Annotated in this window: 9 protein-coding genes and 3 rRNA genes; 10 read left to right on the top strand and 2 right to left on the bottom strand. The window is 65.6% G+C overall.

Translation table 11 applies throughout. The annotated features are described in order from the left end of the window. The first annotated feature begins 207 nt into the window (after positions 1 to 207). Both OG753_RS09885 and OG753_RS09880 read left to right on the top strand, forming a co-directional pair. Positions 208 to 2,190, top strand: a complete 1,983-nt coding sequence (locus OG753_RS09885) for an acetoacetate--CoA ligase (protein WP_405788131.1) — start codon at positions 208 to 210, stop codon at positions 2,188 to 2,190. 64 nt (positions 2,191 to 2,254) lie between these two features. After that, a complete protein-coding gene (locus OG753_RS09880; RefSeq protein WP_405788129.1) occupies positions 2,255 to 3,202 on the top strand; it encodes a hypothetical protein in 948 nt (315 codons plus the stop codon). A 78-nt stretch (positions 3,203 to 3,280) separates the two neighbouring features. On the opposite strand, the gene ptsP is transcribed toward OG753_RS09880, so the two are convergent. Together ptsP and OG753_RS09870 are read right to left on the bottom strand one after the other, a co-directional pair. After that, positions 3,281 to 4,951 carry a phosphoenolpyruvate--protein phosphotransferase gene (gene ptsP / locus OG753_RS09875; RefSeq protein ID WP_405788128.1) on the bottom strand — a complete coding sequence of 557 codons (1,671 nt, stop codon included), beginning with the start codon at positions 4,949 to 4,951 and terminating at the stop codon, positions 3,281 to 3,283. Between the two features lie 74 nt (positions 4,952 to 5,025). Beyond that, positions 5,026 to 5,475 (bottom strand): PTS glucose transporter subunit IIA, encoded by a 450-nt coding sequence (locus tag OG753_RS09870; protein ID WP_327261437.1) that lies wholly within the window; start codon positions 5,473 to 5,475, stop codon positions 5,026 to 5,028. 740 nt (positions 5,476 to 6,215) lie between these two features. On the opposite strand from OG753_RS09870, the gene OG753_RS09865 reads away from it, so the two are divergent. From OG753_RS09865 to OG753_RS09830, 8 genes are all read left to right on the top strand, one after another. Continuing rightward, positions 6,216 to 7,739, top strand: a 16S ribosomal RNA gene (locus OG753_RS09865). Positions 7,740 to 8,022: 283 nt separating this feature from the next. Then, positions 8,023 to 11,144: ribosomal RNA gene (locus tag OG753_RS09860) — 23S ribosomal RNA — on the top strand. Between the two features lie 76 nt (positions 11,145 to 11,220). Then, positions 11,221 to 11,338: ribosomal RNA gene (gene rrf, locus OG753_RS09855) — 5S ribosomal RNA — on the top strand. Together the 16S, 23S and 5S rRNA genes form the textbook arrangement of a ribosomal RNA operon. 140 nt (positions 11,339 to 11,478) lie before the next feature. Continuing rightward, on the top strand, positions 11,479 to 12,069 hold the full coding sequence (locus OG753_RS09850) for a CDP-alcohol phosphatidyltransferase family protein (protein ID WP_327261436.1): 591 nt from the start codon (positions 11,479 to 11,481) through the stop codon (positions 12,067 to 12,069). Positions 12,070 to 12,169: 100 nt separating this feature from the next. Then, positions 12,170 to 14,665 carry a mannose-1-phosphate guanyltransferase gene (locus tag OG753_RS09845; protein WP_327261435.1) on the top strand — a complete coding sequence of 832 codons (2,496 nt, stop codon included), beginning with the start codon at positions 12,170 to 12,172 and terminating at the stop codon, positions 14,663 to 14,665. A gap of 111 nt (positions 14,666 to 14,776) precedes the next feature. After that, positions 14,777 to 15,685 carry a DUF881 domain-containing protein gene (locus OG753_RS09840; RefSeq protein WP_327261434.1) on the top strand — a complete coding sequence of 303 codons (909 nt, stop codon included), beginning with the start codon at positions 14,777 to 14,779 and terminating at the stop codon, positions 15,683 to 15,685. Then, positions 15,682 to 16,014, top strand: coding sequence for a small basic family protein (locus OG753_RS09835; RefSeq protein WP_007262894.1), 333 nt, complete (start codon positions 15,682 to 15,684; stop codon positions 16,012 to 16,014). The genes OG753_RS09840 and OG753_RS09835 overlap by 4 nt, the downstream gene beginning before the upstream one ends. Before the next feature lie 5 nt (positions 16,015 to 16,019). Beyond that, positions 16,020 to 16,883 (top strand): DUF881 domain-containing protein, encoded by an 864-nt coding sequence (locus OG753_RS09830; protein WP_405788127.1) that lies wholly within the window; start codon positions 16,020 to 16,022, stop codon positions 16,881 to 16,883. Positions 16,884 to 16,935 lie beyond the last annotated feature (52 nt).

Below are 16,935 nucleotides of genomic sequence, written 5' to 3'. Positions count from 1 at the left end.
CACCGGCCCCCGGCCGAGGGGACGGCGTTCAACTGCCGTTCACCCGGCAGCGGCACCCCCGCGCCGATCACCCGACCCGCCAGGACAGCCCTGGTGCAGCGGACGATCACATGGCATGGTCCCTGTGAGCCGCCGCGCCCACACCCCCGCGCGATGGCACCGTACGCACACGAAGCGCGAGCCGCAGACTTGACCGGGAGCCGACCCATGACCTCAGCCACGCAGCCGGAACCCCTCTGGGCGCCGGGCCCCGACCGGATCGCCGCGGCCCGGATCACCGCCTTCCAGGCCTGGGCCGCCGAGCACCACGGAGCTCCCGCCGACGGCGGCTACCCCGCGCTGCACAGCTGGTCCGTCGACGAGCTCGACACCTTCTGGCAGGCCGTCGCCGAGTGGTTCGACGTCCGCTTCACCACCCCCTACCAGTCGGTCCTCGCCGACCGCTCCATGCCCGGCGCGCGCTGGTTCGACGGAGCCACCCTGAACTACGCCGAGCACGCGCTGCGCGCCGCCGAGGACCCGGCCCGGGCCGGCGACCCCGCCCTGCTGTACGTGGACGAGACCCACGAGGTCGTCCCCGTCACCTGGGCCGAGCTCCGCCGCCAGGTCGGGTCGCTCGCCGCCGAACTGCGCGCCCTCGGCGTACGCCCCGGCGACCGGATCAGCGGCTACCTCCCCAACATCACCGAGGCGGCCGTCGCCCTCCTCGCCACCGCCGCCGTCGGCGGCGTCTGGACCTCCTGCGCCCCCGATTTCGGAGCCCGCAGCGTCCTCGACCGCTTCCAGCAGGTCGAGCCCGTCGTCCTGTTCACCGTGGACGGCTACCGGTACGGCGGCAAGGAGCACGACCGCCGCGACACCGTCGCCGAGCTCCGCGCCGACCTGCCCTCCCTGCGCGCGGTCGTCCACATCCCGCTGCTCGGCACGCCCGCCCCCGACGGCGCCCTCGACTGGTCCGCGCTGACCTCGGCCGACACCGAGCCCGTCTTCGAACCGGTCCCGTTCGACCACCCGCTCTGGGTGCTGTACTCCTCCGGTACGACCGGCCTCCCCAAGGCCATCGTCCAGTCCCAGGGCGGCATCCTCCTCGAGCACCTCAAGCAGCTCGGCCTGCACTGCGACCTCGGCCCCGAGGACCGCTTCTTCTGGTACACCTCCACCGGCTGGATGATGTGGAACTTCCTCATCTCCGGACTGCTCACCGGTACGACCGTCGTCCTCTACGACGGCAGCCCCGGCTACCCCGACACCGGCGCCCAGTGGCGCATCGCCGAGCGCACCGGCGCCACCCTCTACGGCACCTCCGCCGCCTACGTGATGGCCTGCCGCAAGGCCGAGGTCCACCCGGGCCGCGACTTCGACCTCTCCGCCGTGAAGTGCGTGGCCACCACCGGCTCCCCGCTCCCGCCCGACGGCTTCCGCTGGCTCCACGAGGAGGTCGCCGAGGACCTCTGGATCGCCTCCGTCAGCGGCGGCACCGACGTGTGCAGCTGCTTCGCGGGCGCCGTCCCCACGCTCCCGGTGCACATCGGCGAACTCCAGGCCGCGTGCCTCGGTACGGACCTCCAGGCCTGGGACCCCTCCGGCAAGCCGGTCATCGGCGAGGTGGGCGAGCTCATCGTCACCAACCCCATGCCGTCCATGCCGATCCACTTCTGGAACGACCCCGACGGCAGCCGCTACCGCGACAGCTACTTCGAGATGTTCCCGGGAGCCTGGCGCCACGGCGACTGGATCACCATCACCGACCACGGCTCGGTGATCATCCACGGCCGCTCCGACTCCACGCTCAACCGCCAGGGCGTCCGGATGGGCTCCGCCGACATCTACGAGGCCGTCGAACGCCTCCCCGAGATCAAGGAATCCCTGGTCATCGGCCTGGAGGAGCCGAACGGCGGCTACTGGATGCCGCTGTTCGTCCACCTCGTGCCCGGCGCGGCCCTCGACGACGACCTGCGGGCCCGTATCAAGGCGACGATCCGCGAGGAGCTCTCCCCGCGGCACGTCCCCGACGAGGTCATCGAGGTCCCGGGCATCCCGCACACCCTCACCGGCAAGCGCATCGAGGTGCCGGTCAAGCGCCTCCTGCAGGGCGCCCCCCTGGCCAAGGCGGTCAACCCCGGCTCCGTCGACAACCTCGACCTCCTCCACTTCTACGAGGAGCTGGCCCGCACCCGCAACCACGGCTGAGCTCACTGTCAGTGGCGGTGATTACTCTGAGTGAGCAAGCGATTGCGCCACTCAGGGGGAAGTCATGCCACGCAAGAACGACACCGACACGACCGCAGGCACGCACACCGGCCCGCACACCGGCACGCACCGGACCCGCACCAGCGACCGGCGCCGCACGCTGCGCCGCGAAGTCCCCGGCACCATCGGCCTGCTGGCCGACGCCGGGGACTTCGCGGCCATGCGCGGCTACCGCAGCTTCACCTTCGACGACCACCAGGACTACCTCCACCACGTGGACGGCCTGCTCCGCTCCCGCGCGGCCCAGGGCATCCACACCACCGTCGCCCTCTTCGATCCCGAGGAGTACGCCGAGTACTGCGGGGACAACGGCCTCGACCCGGACACCGCCCTGACCCGCGCCCGCTTCACGGCCGAGCTCGCCGGAAACGGCGCCGTCCTCCCCTACGCCGGCCAGCCCATCGACCAGCTGGTCCCCCTCCTGGTCGACGAGGCCGTCCGCCAGGCCACATGGGAGTACGCCACCGGCCTCCTCGCCGAGGTCGGCCACTGCGCGGACTGCGGCGAGGACATCGGCCACGCCTCCTTCGACCGCGCCGCCGACGCACTCAAACGACTCGTCGCCGGCGCCGGCCCCGGCCACCACCACTTCGTCTGCAGCATCCCGACCGAGGCACAACAGCTCGTCGCCGTCCTGCACGCCGACACCACCGGCGACCCGGAAACCCCACCGCGCATCGAGGGCCGGGAAGGCCTGGACTTCGTGACGGTCCTCGCCGCGGGACTCGCCCTCGGCGGCCCCGGGGGACTGGTGGTCCGCACCACCGCCGAGGGCCGGCGGGACCGGGTCCACGGCTGGCGCCTGGACCGCGGCCGGCTCACCGTCCTCTCGGCCGCCGCCGTCTTCAACGCCTACTGCACCGACGCCGACACCGGAGACCCCGTCGCCCCCGAACCGGGCGTCGAATACTGCCCGGGGTACGAGGTCGACGCACCGGGACCGCACCACTGACCCGTCCGGAACGCACCGAGGGGCCCCCGCCACCGGCGAGGACCCCTCGGTACGAACACCGCGCCGTGCGGCCACCGGCTACTCGCCGGACAGCACCGCCTGCGCGGCCACACGGGCCTCCTCGGCGCTGTCCGACGCACGAGCGGCCGCCGCGGCACGCTCGCACTGGGCCAGCGTGTACTTGGCGAGCGTCGCCCGTACGTAAGGAATCGAAGCGGCACCCATCGAAAGAGAGGTGACACCCAGACCGGTCAGCACACAGGCCAGCAGCGGATCGGCAGCGGCCTCGCCACAGACACCACAGCTCTTGCCCTCGGCCTTGGCGGCCTCCGCCGACATGGCGACGAGGTCGAGCAGCGCCGGCTGCCACGGGTCCTGCAGCCGGGACACGGCACCGACCTGCCGGTCGGCGGCGAAGGCGTACTGGGCCAGGTCATTCGTGCCCAGCGACAGGAACTCGACTTCCTGCAGGATGGAACGCGCCCGCAGCGCAGCTGAGGGGATCTCCACCATCGCGCCGAACTTCGCCTTCAGCCCGGCCTCCCGGCAGGCGTCCGCGAAGGCCTTGGCGTCGATGCGGTCGGCGACCATCGGGGCCATGACCTCGAGGTAGACCGGCAGCCCCTCGGCAGCCTTGGCCAGCGCGGTGAGCTGCGTCCGCAGCACCTCCGGGTGGTCCAGCAGCGAGCGCAGCCCGCGCACACCCAGCGCCGGGTTGGGCTCGTCGCCCGGGGTCAGGAAGTCCAGCGGCTTGTCGGCGCCGGCATCGAGCACCCGCACGACCACGCGGCCCTCGGGGAAGGCTTCGAGCACCTTGCGGTAGGACTCGACCTGCTTCTCCTCGGACGGCGCCTTCTTGCTGTCGTCCAGGAACAGGAACTCGGTACGGAACAGACCCACACCCTCCGCCCCGGCTTCGACGGCGGACGGCACATCGGCGGGACCGCCGACATTGGCCAGCAGCGGCACCTTGTGACCGTCGGAGGTCGCACCGGGACCGGACGAGGCGGCCAGAGCCGCCTTGCGCTCGGCGGCCGCGGCCTCCAGCTCGGCCCGCTTCTGCGGCGACGGCTCGACGAACAGGTCACCCGTGCTGCCGTCCACCGCGATCACCGTGCCCTCGGCGATCTCACCGGCACCCGGCAGCGCCACGATCGCCGGCACGCCCAGCGCCCGCGCGAGGATCGCACTGTGACTGGTCGGCCCGCCCTCCTCGGTCACGAATCCGAGGACGAGCGCCGGGTCGAGCAGTGCGGTGTCGGCGGGAGCCAGGTCCCGCGCGATGAGTACGTACGGCTCGTCGCTGTCGGGCACACCCGGCATCGGCACACCCAGCAGCCGCGCCACGATGCGGTTGCGCACGTCGTCCAGGTCGGCCACGCGGCCCGCCATGTACTCGCCGGCTCCCGCGAGCAGATCGCGGTACGAGGCGAACGCGTCGTACACGCCGCGCTCGGCCGTGCTGCCGACGGCGATCCGCCGGTCGACGTCCGCCATCAGCTCGGGGTCCTCGGCGATCATCGCCTGGGCCTCGAGCACGTGCTGGGCCTCGCCACCGGCAAGCTGGCCACGCGCGATCAGATCGGCAGCCACGGCACTCACGGCCTGACGGGCGCGCCCCTGTTCGCGCGCCGCCTCGTCCGCGGTGATCTGCCGGGCCGGCGGCTCCAGGACCGCCGTGCCCATGTGCCGCACCTCGCCGATCGCCACCCCGTGGCTCACGCCGACGCCTCGCAGCGTTGTCTCCATTTCACCCGTCTCCGATTGAGCGGCGGGCCGAGCCGCCGCGGTGGATATCCGACTCGCCTGTAGGGACGGACGCGTCACTGCCAGCTGAAGAGAGCGTCGTCAGCCTTCACGTCGCCGGATTCGACGACGTCGGAGAGGGAGTCGGCCGTCGCCTCGAGCGCCACGACGGGGCAGATCGGCGACTTGCCGGCCACCTCGACCGCAGCGGGGTTCCAGCGGATGACGGCCTGGCCGCGGGTCACGGTGTCGCCCTTGTTCACGAGGAGCTCGAAGCCCTCGCCGTTGAGCTGGACCGTGTCGATCCCGAGGTGCGTGAGTACACCGTGGCCCTCGCTGTCGACGACTACGTACGCGTGCGGGTGCAGGGAAACGACCACACCATCAACGGGGGACACCGCCTCCGAGGGCTCGCGCACGGGATCAATGGCGGTGCCCGGGCCCACCATGGCGCCGGAGAACACCGGATCGGGCACTGCCGCGAGTCCGATGGCGCGTCCGGCAAGTGGGGACGTCACGCTGGTCATGGGGGCCTCCCAGGGGGTGGGGCTCTTCGTGTCGCCGTCACTACCTGTTGCGAACGGCGTACTCTTCAGAAGGATATGGCACAAGATGTTCGGGTTCGCCCGATGTTGGATCCCGATCCGGGCTGGTCCCTTGGCACGGAGACTAGTGGACTAGACCGGTGGACTAGACCATACGCCTGAATCGATTTGCTTGGGCACCCCCAGAGCTGTACTGTCGTGACTCCCGCCAGGACGCCCCGTGTGAACTTCTCGCGAACGGCCGATGGACGGGACTCCTCCTCTTAAGTGTCGATCTTGAATCCCACTGCTTTTCGTATGCCTTTTCGGTAATGCGTCGAGTGGTCAGGGAGACGGAAAACCACTGATAGAGTCGGAACCGCCGGAAAGGGAAAACGCGAAAGCGAATACCTGGAAAGCGCCGAGGAAGTCGGACACGAAAGAGTCTGATAGAGTCGGAAACGCAAGAACAGAACGAAAGCCCGGAGGAAAGCCCCAGCGGATGACGCGGGGGTGAGTACAAAGGAAGCGTCCGTTCCTTGAGAACTCAACAGCGTGCCAAAAATCAACGCCAGAAGTTGATACCCCGTCCACTTCGGTGGATGAGGTTCCTTTGAAAAAGACCTGTCGGGCCTTCGGGCACTGGCAGGCAACAACACAGCGAGGACGTTGTGGCGCGTCGGTCTTATTCCGACATGACGTGCCCGCTCTAAGTGATGTGTGCACCCGATTACGGGTAAACATTCATGGAGAGTTTGATCCTGGCTCAGGACGAACGCTGGCGGCGTGCTTAACACATGCAAGTCGAACGATGAAGCCCTTCGGGGTGGATTAGTGGCGAACGGGTGAGTAACACGTGGGCAATCTGCCCTTCACTCTGGGACAAGCCCTGGAAACGGGGTCTAATACCGGATACCACTCCTGCCTGCATGGGCGGGGTTGAAAGCTCCGGCGGTGAAGGATGAGCCCGCGGCCTATCAGCTTGTTGGTGGGGTAATGGCCCACCAAGGCGACGACGGGTAGCCGGCCTGAGAGGGCGACCGGCCACACTGGGACTGAGACACGGCCCAGACTCCTACGGGAGGCAGCAGTGGGGAATATTGCACAATGGGCGAAAGCCTGATGCAGCGACGCCGCGTGAGGGATGACGGCCTTCGGGTTGTAAACCTCTTTCAGCAGGGAAGAAGCGAAAGTGACGGTACCTGCAGAAGAAGCGCCGGCTAACTACGTGCCAGCAGCCGCGGTAATACGTAGGGCGCAAGCGTTGTCCGGAATTATTGGGCGTAAAGAGCTCGTAGGCGGCTTGTCACGTCGGATGTGAAAGCCCGAGGCTTAACCTCGGGTCTGCATTCGATACGGGCTAGCTAGAGTGTGGTAGGGGAGATCGGAATTCCTGGTGTAGCGGTGAAATGCGCAGATATCAGGAGGAACACCGGTGGCGAAGGCGGATCTCTGGGCCATTACTGACGCTGAGGAGCGAAAGCGTGGGGAGCGAACAGGATTAGATACCCTGGTAGTCCACGCCGTAAACGTTGGGAACTAGGTGTTGGCGACATTCCACGTCGTCGGTGCCGCAGCTAACGCATTAAGTTCCCCGCCTGGGGAGTACGGCCGCAAGGCTAAAACTCAAAGGAATTGACGGGGGCCCGCACAAGCAGCGGAGCATGTGGCTTAATTCGACGCAACGCGAAGAACCTTACCAAGGCTTGACATATACCGGAAAGCATTAGAGATAGTGCCCCCCTTGTGGTCGGTATACAGGTGGTGCATGGCTGTCGTCAGCTCGTGTCGTGAGATGTTGGGTTAAGTCCCGCAACGAGCGCAACCCTTGTCCTGTGTTGCCAGCATGCCCTTCGGGGTGATGGGGACTCACAGGAGACCGCCGGGGTCAACTCGGAGGAAGGTGGGGACGACGTCAAGTCATCATGCCCCTTATGTCTTGGGCTGCACACGTGCTACAATGGCCGGTACAATGAGCTGCGATACCGCAAGGTGGAGCGAATCTCAAAAAGCCGGTCTCAGTTCGGATTGGGGTCTGCAACTCGACCCCATGAAGTCGGAGTTGCTAGTAATCGCAGATCAGCATTGCTGCGGTGAATACGTTCCCGGGCCTTGTACACACCGCCCGTCACGTCACGAAAGTCGGTAACACCCGAAGCCGGTGGCCCAACCCGTAAGGGAGGGAGCTGTCGAAGGTGGGACTGGCGATTGGGACGAAGTCGTAACAAGGTAGCCGTACCGGAAGGTGCGGCTGGATCACCTCCTTTCTAAGGAGCACAGTACCGATTGCAGACAAACGTTCTGCACGGTCAGCTCATGGGTGGAACGTTGATTAGTTGGCACGGTCATGAGAGTCCTTCACAAGTACTGCTTCGGCGTGGAAAGTGACGAGATCTTGAATGGTCGTGCTTGGCACGTTGTTGGGTCCTGAAGGTACGGCCGTAAGGTCATGTCTTCAGTGCCGGCCCCAGTGAACTTGGTCCGTAAGGGATCAGGGTGATGGGTGGCTGGTCGTTGTTTGAGAACTACACAGTGGACGCGAGCATCTGTGGCCAAGTTTTTAAGGGCGCACGGTGGATGCCTTGGCACCAGGAACCGATGAAGGACGTGAGAGGCCGCGATAGGCCCCGGGGAGCTGCCAACTGAGCTTTGATCCGGGGGTGTCCGAATGGGGAAACCCGGCAGTCGTCATGGGCTGTCACCCACTGCTGAACACATAGGCAGTGTGGAGGGAACGCGGGGAAGTGAAACATCTCAGTACCCGCAGGAAGAGAAAACAACCGTGATTCCGGGAGTAGTGGCGAGCGAAACCGGATGAGGCCAAACCGTATGCGTGTGATACCCGGCAGGGGTTGCGCATGCGGGGTTGTGGGAATTCTTTTGATCGGTCTGCCGGCCGGTCGGCGAGTCAGAAACCGTTGATGTAGTCGAAGGACATGCGAAAGGTCCGGCGTAGAGGGTAAGACCCCCGTAGACGAAACATCAGCGGCTTGCTTAAGAATCTCCCAAGTAGCACGGGGCCCGAGAAATCCCGTGTGAATCTGGCGGGACCACCCGCTAAGCCTAAATATTCCCTGGTGACCGATAGCGGATAGTACCGTGAGGGAATGGTGAAAAGTACCGCGGGAGCGGAGTGAAATAGTACCTGAAACCGTGTGCCTACAAGCCGTGGGAGCGTCGCCGTTGTTCTTCGGAACAACGGTCGTGACTGCGTGCCTTTTGAAGAATGAGCCTGCGAGTTAGCGGTGTGTAGCGAGGTTAACCCGTGTGGGGAAGCCGTAGCGAAAGCGAGTCCGAATAGGGCGATTGAGTTGCACGCTCTAGACCCGAAGCGGAGTGATCTAGCCATGGGCAGGTTGAAGCGGAGGTAAGACTTCGTGGAGGACCGAACCCACCAGGGTTGAAAACCTGGGGGATGACCTGTGGTTAGGGGTGAAAGGCCAATCAAACTCCGTGATAGCTGGTTCTCCCCGAAATGCATTTAGGTGCAGCGTCGTGTGTTTCTTGCCGGAGGTAGAGCACTGGATAGGCGATGGGCCCTACCGGGTTACTGACCTTAGCCAAACTCCGAATGCCGGTAAGTGAGAGCACGGCAGTGAGACTGTGGGGGATAAGCTCCATGGTCGAGAGGGAAACAGCCCAGAGCATCGACTAAGGCCCCTAAGCGTACGCTAAGTGGGAAAGGATGTGGAGTCGCAGAGACAACCAGGAGGTTGGCTTAGAAGCAGCCACCCTTGAAAGAGTGCGTAATAGCTCACTGGTCAAGTGATTCCGCGCCGACAATGTAGCGGGGCTCAAGCGTACCGCCGAAGTCGTGTCATTGCAGCAATAGGGCCAACGCCCGCTGTGATGGGTAGGGGAGCGTCGTGTGCCGGGTGAAGCAGCAGCGGAAGCTAGTTGTGGACGGTTCACGAGTGAGAATGCAGGCATGAGTAGCGATACACACGTGAGAAACGTGTGCGCCGATTGACTAAGGGTTCCTGGGTCAAGCTGATCTGCCCAGGGTAAGTCGGGACCTAAGGCGAGGCCGACAGGCGTAGTCGATGGACAACCGGTTGATATTCCGGTACCCGCTTTGAAACGCCCAATATCGAATCCTCTAATGCTAAAGCCGTGAAGCCGTTCCGGACCCTTCGGGGAAAGGAAAGTGGTGGAGCCGCTGACCCAAGGTGGTAGTAGGTAAGCGATGGGGTGACGCAGGAAGGTAGTCCAGCCCGGGCGGTGGTAGTCCCGGGGTAAGGGTGTAGGCCGAGGGGTAGGCAAATCCGTCCCTCATTAAGGCTGAGACCTGATGCCGAGCCGATTGTGGTGAAGTGGATGATCCTATGCTGTCGAGAAAAGCCTCTAGCGAGTTTCATGGCGGCCCGTACCCTAAACCGACTCAGGTGGTCAGGTAGAGAATACCGAGGCGTTCGGGTGAACTATGGTTAAGGAACTCGGCAAAATGCCCCCGTAACTTCGGGAGAAGGGGGCCATCACTGGTGATCGGACTTGCTCCGTGAGCTGGGGGTGGCCGCAGAGACCAGCGAGAAGCGACTGTTTACTAAAAACACAGGTCCGTGCGAAGCCGTAAGGCGATGTATACGGACTGACGCCTGCCCGGTGCTGGAACGTTAAGGGGACCGGTTAGTGGCCTTTCGGGGTTGCGAAGCTGAGAACTTAAGCGCCAGTAAACGGCGGTGGTAACTATAACCATCCTAAGGTAGCGAAATTCCTTGTCGGGTAAGTTCCGACCTGCACGAATGGCGTAACGACTTCTCGACTGTCTCAACCATAGGCCCGGTGAAATTGCACTACGAGTAAAGATGCTCGTTTCGCGCAGCAGGACGGAAAGACCCCGGGACCTTTACTACAGTTTGATATTGGTGTTCGGTTCGGCTTGTGTAGGATAGGTGGGAGACTTTGAAGCAGCCACGCCAGTGGTTGTGGAGTCGCCGTTGAAATACCACTCTGGTCGTGCTGGATGTCTAACCTCGGTCCGTGATCCGGATCAGGGACAGTGTCTGATGGGTAGTTTAACTGGGGCGGTTGCCTCCCAAAGGGTAACGGAGGCGCCCAAAGGTTCCCTCAGCCTGGTTGGCAATCAGGTGTTGAGTGTAAGTGCACAAGGGAGCTTGACTGTGAGACCGACGGGTCGAGCAGGGACGAAAGTCGGGACTAGTGATCCGGCGGTGGCTTGTGGAAGCGCCGTCGCTCAACGGATAAAAGGTACCCCGGGGATAACAGGCTGATCTTCCCCAAGAGTCCATATCGACGGGATGGTTTGGCACCTCGATGTCGGCTCGTCGCATCCTGGGGCTGGAGTCGGTCCCAAGGGTTGGGCTGTTCGCCCATTAAAGCGGTACGCGAGCTGGGTTTAGAACGTCGTGAGACAGTTCGGTCCCTATCCGCTGTGCGCGTAGGAATATTGAGAAGGGCTGTCCCTAGTACGAGAGGACCGGGACGGACGAACCTCTGGTGTGCCAGTTGTCCTGCCAAGGGCATGGCTGGTTGGCTACGTTCGGGAGGGATAACCGCTGAAAGCATCTAAGCGGGAAGCCTGCTTCAAGATGAGTATTCCCACCTCCTTGAGAGGGTAAGGCTCCCAGTAGACGACTGGGTTGATAGGCCAGATGTGGAAGCCCGGTAACGGGTGAAGCTGACTGGTACTAATAGGCCGAGGGCTTGTCCTCAGTTGCTCGCGTCCACTGTGTTAGTTCTGAAATAACGAACAGCTGTGAAAACACCAGCGTTCAAATTTCATAGTGTTTCGGTGGTCATAGCGTTAGGGAAACGCCCGGTTTACATTCCGAACCCGGAAGCTAAGCCTTTCAGCGCCGATGGTACTGCAGGGGGGACCCTGTGGGAGAGTAGGACGCCGCCGAACAATCATTGTGGGAAAGCCCCGCACCAGCCCTCAGGGGTTCGGTGCGGGGCTTTTCTGCGTTTACGGGCACGTGTGCGGTCTCCTGTAGGGTCAGGGGGCATCGCAACGACCATTTCTACAGTCACAGTGGAGGCCCCCGGGTGGAGGTCCAGGAGACTCGGGTTCAGACTGACCGAATTTTCACCATTCCGAACATCCTGAGCATGGCTCGTCTTGCCGGCGTGCCCCTGTTCTTGTGGCTGATCCTGGCGGAGTACGACGGTTGGGCCCTGGCGGTCCTCATGCTCAGCGGGATCAGTGACTACCTCGACGGGAAGCTCGCACGGCGCTGGAATCAGATCAGCAAGCTCGGGCGGCTTCTGGATCCGGCCGCGGACCGCCTCTACATCCTGTCGACGCTGTTCGGTCTGACTTATCGCGAGCTTCTGCCGCTGTGGCTCACCGGAGCGTTGCTGGCGCGCGAGCTGATGTTGCTGGTCATGGTGTGGATCCTGCGCCGTCACGGATATCCGCCGCCGCAGGTCAACTTCCTCGGCAAGGCCGCGACCTTCAACCTGATGTACGCGTTTCCCTTGCTCCTGCTCAGTGATGGAAGCGGCTGGTTGGCCTGGTTGGCCGCAGTTTTCGGATGGGCGTTCGCCGTATGGGGTACAACCCTCTATTGGTGGGCAGGAATCCTTTACGTGGTTCAAGTCCGCCGTCTGGTGAAGGCTGACTCCACGGCCGATTGAGCCCGCCCGGCGCCGGATGACGCGGAGGAGTTGCGAAGTCACCGACCGAGACGGGCGGAGTTCGGTACGACTGTCGTCTCTCAAGGAGGACTCTTCCGACATGAAGGCCGTCGTGATGGCCGGTGGCGAGGGCACGCGTCTTCGCCCCATGACTTCGAGCATGCCCAAGCCGCTCCTGCCGGTGGCCAACCGGCCGATCATGGAGCACGTGCTCAGGCTGCTCAAGCGGCATGGGCTCAGTGAGACCGTGGTCACCGTGCAGTTCCTGGCGTCACTCGTCAAGAACTATTTCGGGGATGGCGAAGAGCTCGGAATGGAGCTCACCTATGCCCACGAGGAGAAGCCACTCGGCACTGCCGGCAGCGTGAAGAATGCCGAGGAGGCCTTGAAGGACGATGCCTTCGTCGTCATTTCCGGCGATGCGCTCACCGACTTCGACCTCACCGATCTGATCCGCTTCCACAAGGAGAAGGGCGCCCTCGTCACGGTGTGCCTGACCCGGGTGCCCAACCCGCTGGAATTCGGCATCACGATCGTGGACGAGCAGGGCAAGGTCGAGCGGTTCCTGGAGAAGCCGACCTGGGGGCAGGTGTTCTCGGACACCGTCAACACGGGCATCTACGTCATGGAGCCCGAGGTCTTCGATTACGTGGACCCGGACGTGTCGGTGGACTGGTCCGGTGATGTCTTCCCGCAGCTGATGAAGGAAGGCAAGCCCATCTTCGGCTATGTCGCCGAGGGCTACTGGGAGGATGTCGGCACGCACGAGAGCTACCTCAAGGCGCAGGCCGACGTGCTCGAGGGCAAGGTCCAGATCGAGATGGACGGCTTCGAGATCTCCCCCGGGGTCTGGATCGCCGAAGGGGCCGAGGTGAGCCCCGACGCCGTGCTGCGCGGGCCGCTCTACATCGGGGACTACGCCAAGGTCGAAGCCGGCGCCGAGATCCGCGAGCACACCGTCATCGGGTCGAACGTCGTCGTCAAGAGCGGGGCCTTCCTGCACCGGGCCGTCGTCCACGACAACGTGTACATCGGCCCCCACAGCAATCTGCGTGGCTGTGTCATCGGGAAGAACACCGACATCATGCGGGCCGCGCGCATCGAGGACGGCGCCGTCATCGGTGACGAGTGCCTCATCGGTGAGGAATCGATCGTTCAGGGGAACGTGCGGGTCTACCCGTTCAAGACCATCGAGGCCGGCGCCTTCGTCAACGAGTCGGTGATCTGGGAGTCCCGCGGCCAGGCGCATCTGTTCGGCGCGCGCGGGGTCTCCGGAATCCTGAACGTGGAGATCACCCCGGAGGTGGTGGTCCGGCTCGCCGGCGCGTACGCCACGACCCTGAAGAAGGGGGCGACCGTCACCACGGCCCGTGACCACTCCCGAGGCGCGAGAGCGCTCAAGCGGGCCGTGATCTCGGCGCTCCAGGCCAGCGCCATCAACGTACGGGACCTGGAGAACGTACCGCTGCCCGTGGCCCGGCAGCAGACCGCGCGCGGCAGCGCCGGCGGGATCGTGCTCCGGACCTCGCCAGGGGTGCCGGACTCCGTGGACATCATGTTCCTCGACGAGCGGGGAGCGGACCTCTCGCTCCAGGGACAGCGCAAGCTGGACCGGGTGTACGCGCGCCAGGAGTACCGGCGGGCGTTCCCCGGGGAGATCGGAGACCTGCAGTTCCCGGGCAGTGTCTTCGACGCCTACACCGGCTCGCTGCTGCGGCGGGTGGACACCACCGGCATCGCCGATGCGGGGCTCAAGGTGGTCGTGGACGCCTCGAACGGAAGCGCCGGTCTCGTTCTGCCCAGCTTGCTGGGCCGGCTCGGTGTGGACGCGCTGACGATCAACCCCGGGCTCGACGAGTCCCGGCCGACGGAGACCAGGGAGTCCCGGCGGGCCGGGCTGGTGCGGCTGGGGGAGATGGTGGCCTCGGCGCGGGCCGCGTTCGGCGTGCGCTTCGACCCGGTGGGCGAGCGGATCTCGCTGGTGGACGAACGCGGGCGGATCATCGAGGACGACCGGGCCCTGCTGGTGATGCTCGACCTGGTGGCCGCGGAGAAGCGCAGCGGCAAGGTGGCGCTGCCGGTGACCACGACGAGGGTGGCCGAGCAGGTGGCGGCCTACCACGGCACGCAGGTGGAGTGGACGACGACCTCGCCCGACGACCTGACCCGGGTCGGGCGCGCGGAGAACACCATCTTCGGCGGAGACGGCCGGGGCGGCTTCATCGTTCCGGAGTTCAGCAGCGTCTTCGACGGTTCGGCGGCCTTCGTGCAGCTCCTGGGGCTGGTGGCGCGCACCCAGCTCACGCTGAGCCAGATCGATGCCCGGATTCCGCGGGCGCACGTGCTCAGGCGGGACGTCTCGACGCCGTGGGCCGTGAAGGGGCTCGTCATGCGGCGGGTCGTGGAGGCCGCGGGCGAGCGGCAGGTGGACACCACCGACGGAGTGCGGGTGGTCGAGACCGACGGACGGTGGGCACTGGTCCTGCCGGACCCGGCGGAAGCGGTCACGCACCTGTGGGCCGAGGGCCCCGACGATGCCACCGCGCAGGCCCTGCTCGACGAGTGGGCGGCCGTGGTGGAAGGCGCCGGGCAATGAGCCCCCGACGTGCGATGACGTAGGGCGGACGTCCGGTGGGCCGGGCACGGAGAGTGCCTGCCCGGCCCACCGGATGGACGCATTGGGTGTGTGCGGTGCCGACATGCGACGATGTGCGGCATGTCGCAGCCGCCCCACAACCGGACTACGGCGTCTTCTGCGCCCACGCGCCCCGACGCTTCCATGTCGCTGCTGACGCACGTGATGGACAACAGCCTCGACGAGGGATACGCGGAGGCGACAGCCCGCCGCGAGGCGGACGGCACGGCGGGTCTCCCGCGCACCCTCAAGGCCAAACTCGGTCTCGCCGCCGGGCTGGTCATCACCGCCATGGTCGTCACGCTCGGTGCGGCGGAAGCGCGGATAGCGGCGCCGGTGCTGGCCAAGGAGCGCCAGGAACTGATCGACCGGGTGGAGCGGTCAGACGACCGCGTCCACGCCCTGGAGCGCAACATCGAGCGGCTCCGGACCGATGTCGCCGCACGCCAGCGCGCGGCGCTGAAGCAGCCCGGCGGCGGCCAGGGCGAGCTGGTGGCCCTGCTGGCAGGTGCCACGGAGGTCCGCGGACCCGGGGTCAAGCTGGTGGTGGACGACGCCAAGGGCGCCTCGTCGGGCGGTGGCGGCAAACCGCGGGAGAGCTCCGGTTTCTCGGACACCGGCCGGCTCCGTGACCGTGACATGCAGAAGATCGTCAACGGGCTGTGGCAGTCCGGGGCGGAAGCCATCTCCATCAACGGGCAGCGGCTGACCGAACTGTCGGCGATCAGGGCCGCGGGTGACGCGATACTGGTCGACAACAGACCGCTGGTGCCGCCGTACGAGGTGCTGGCGGTGGGGGACAAGAAGAGGCTCGGCACGGCCTTCCAGGACTCGGCCGACGGACAGTACCTGCACGTGCTGCAGGAGAGCTACGGGATCCGTTACTCCCTGTCCCCGGCCGACGACCTGCGGCTGCCGGCCGCGTCGAGTCTGACCGTACGTACAGCTACACCGGCAGAACAGCAGAAGGGTGCATCGTGATCGCGGTACTGGGCCTCTTGGCCGGAGTGGTGGTCGGGCTTCTGGTCCGGCCCGAAGTACCGGCCGTGGTGGAGCCTTATCTGCCGATCGCCGTGGTGGCGGCACTGGACGCGGTGTTCGGGGGGCTCCGCGCGATGCTGGACGGCATCTTCGTGGACAAGGTCTTCGTGGTGTCCTTCCTGTCGAACGTGGTCGTGGCGGCGCTGATCGTCTTCCTCGGCGACAAGCTCGGGGTCGGCTCGCAGCTGTCCACGGGTGTGGTGGTCGTCCTCGGCATCCGCATCTTCTCCAACGCCGCGGCCATCCGCCGGCACGTGTTCCGGGCGTGAGGCCGATGAGTACGAACGAGAGTCCCGAGGAGCCGGGAGCCGCGGGCGGCCCCCCGCAGTCGCCCCCGCCAGCGCCGTCCCCGGAACCCGCGCAGGCCCCCCAGGGCCCGGGCCCCTCGGAGACCCCCGAGAAGGCGCCGGAACAGCCCGGGGAGACCGGCCGGCAGCGGCTCGCGGCCGGGCTGTGGCCGCCGCGGGTGAGCCGGGCCCAACTGATCGTGGCGCTGCTGCTGTTCGTCCTGGGGCTGGGTCTGGCGATCCAGGTCCGGTCCAACAGCGACTCCAGCGCGCTGCGCGGAGCCCGCCAGGAGGACCTCGTACGGATCCTCGACGAGCTCGACGGGCGGACCAAGCGCCTGGAGGACGAGAAGCAGCAGCTGGAGGACCAGCGCAGGGAGCTGGAGAGCAGCTCCAACCAGGCCGAGGAGGCCCGTAAGCAGACCGTGGAGAAGGAACGCCAACTCGGCATCCTGGCCGGTACGGTGGCAGCCCAGGGGCCGGGCATCACGCTGAAGATCACGGATCCCACGGGGCAGGTGCAGTCCGACCAGCTGCTGGACACGCTTCAGGAGCTGAGGGCGGCCGGAGCCGAGGCGATCCAGATCAACGGGGTGCGCATCGTCGCGGGCTCGTACTTCTCGGACGAGAACGGTGGGGTGGCCATCGACGGTACGAAGATCACACAGCCGTATGAGTTCAAGGTGATCGGCAAGCCCCAGGATCTGGAGCCCGCGCTGAACATCCCCGGCGGTGTCGTCCAGACGCTGGAGAAGGAGCAGGCCACCGTCGCCGTCACACGGTCGGCGAAGATCGTTGTGGATGCCTTGCGGGCTGCGAAGCAGCCTGACTACGCTCGGTCGTCATCGTGATGAAGCACAGTGGAGAGTGGAGCGGCTCACGCGGGCGGATGCCTGCGGGGGG

The organism is Streptomyces sp. NBC_00029 (genome assembly GCF_045160505.1).
Lineage (GTDB): Bacteria > Actinomycetota > Actinomycetes > Streptomycetales > Streptomycetaceae > Streptomyces.
This window is presented reverse-complemented; position numbering and strand designations above follow the sequence as displayed.

What these genes read in the sequence shown, in the direction of transcription:
- OG753_RS09885 (WP_405788131.1), top strand. Translation starts at nt 208, where the DNA reads ATGACCTCAGCCACGCAGCCGGAACCCCTCTGGGCGCCGGGCCCCGAC.
- OG753_RS09880 (WP_405788129.1), top strand. Translation starts at nt 2,255, where the DNA reads ATGCCACGCAAGAACGACACCGACACGACCGCAGGCACGCACACCGGC.
- ptsP (WP_405788128.1), bottom strand. Translation starts at nt 4,951, where the DNA reads ATGGAGACAACGCTGCGAGGCGTCGGCGTGAGCCACGGGGTGGCGATC.
- OG753_RS09870 (WP_327261437.1), bottom strand. Translation starts at nt 5,475, where the DNA reads ATGACCAGCGTGACGTCCCCACTTGCCGGACGCGCCATCGGACTCGCG.
- OG753_RS09845 (WP_327261435.1), top strand. Translation starts at nt 12,170, where the DNA reads ATGAAGGCCGTCGTGATGGCCGGTGGCGAGGGCACGCGTCTTCGCCCC.
- OG753_RS09840 (WP_327261434.1), top strand. Translation starts at nt 14,777, where the DNA reads ATGTGCGGCATGTCGCAGCCGCCCCACAACCGGACTACGGCGTCTTCT.
- OG753_RS09830 (WP_405788127.1), top strand. Translation starts at nt 16,020, where the DNA reads ATGAGTACGAACGAGAGTCCCGAGGAGCCGGGAGCCGCGGGCGGCCCC.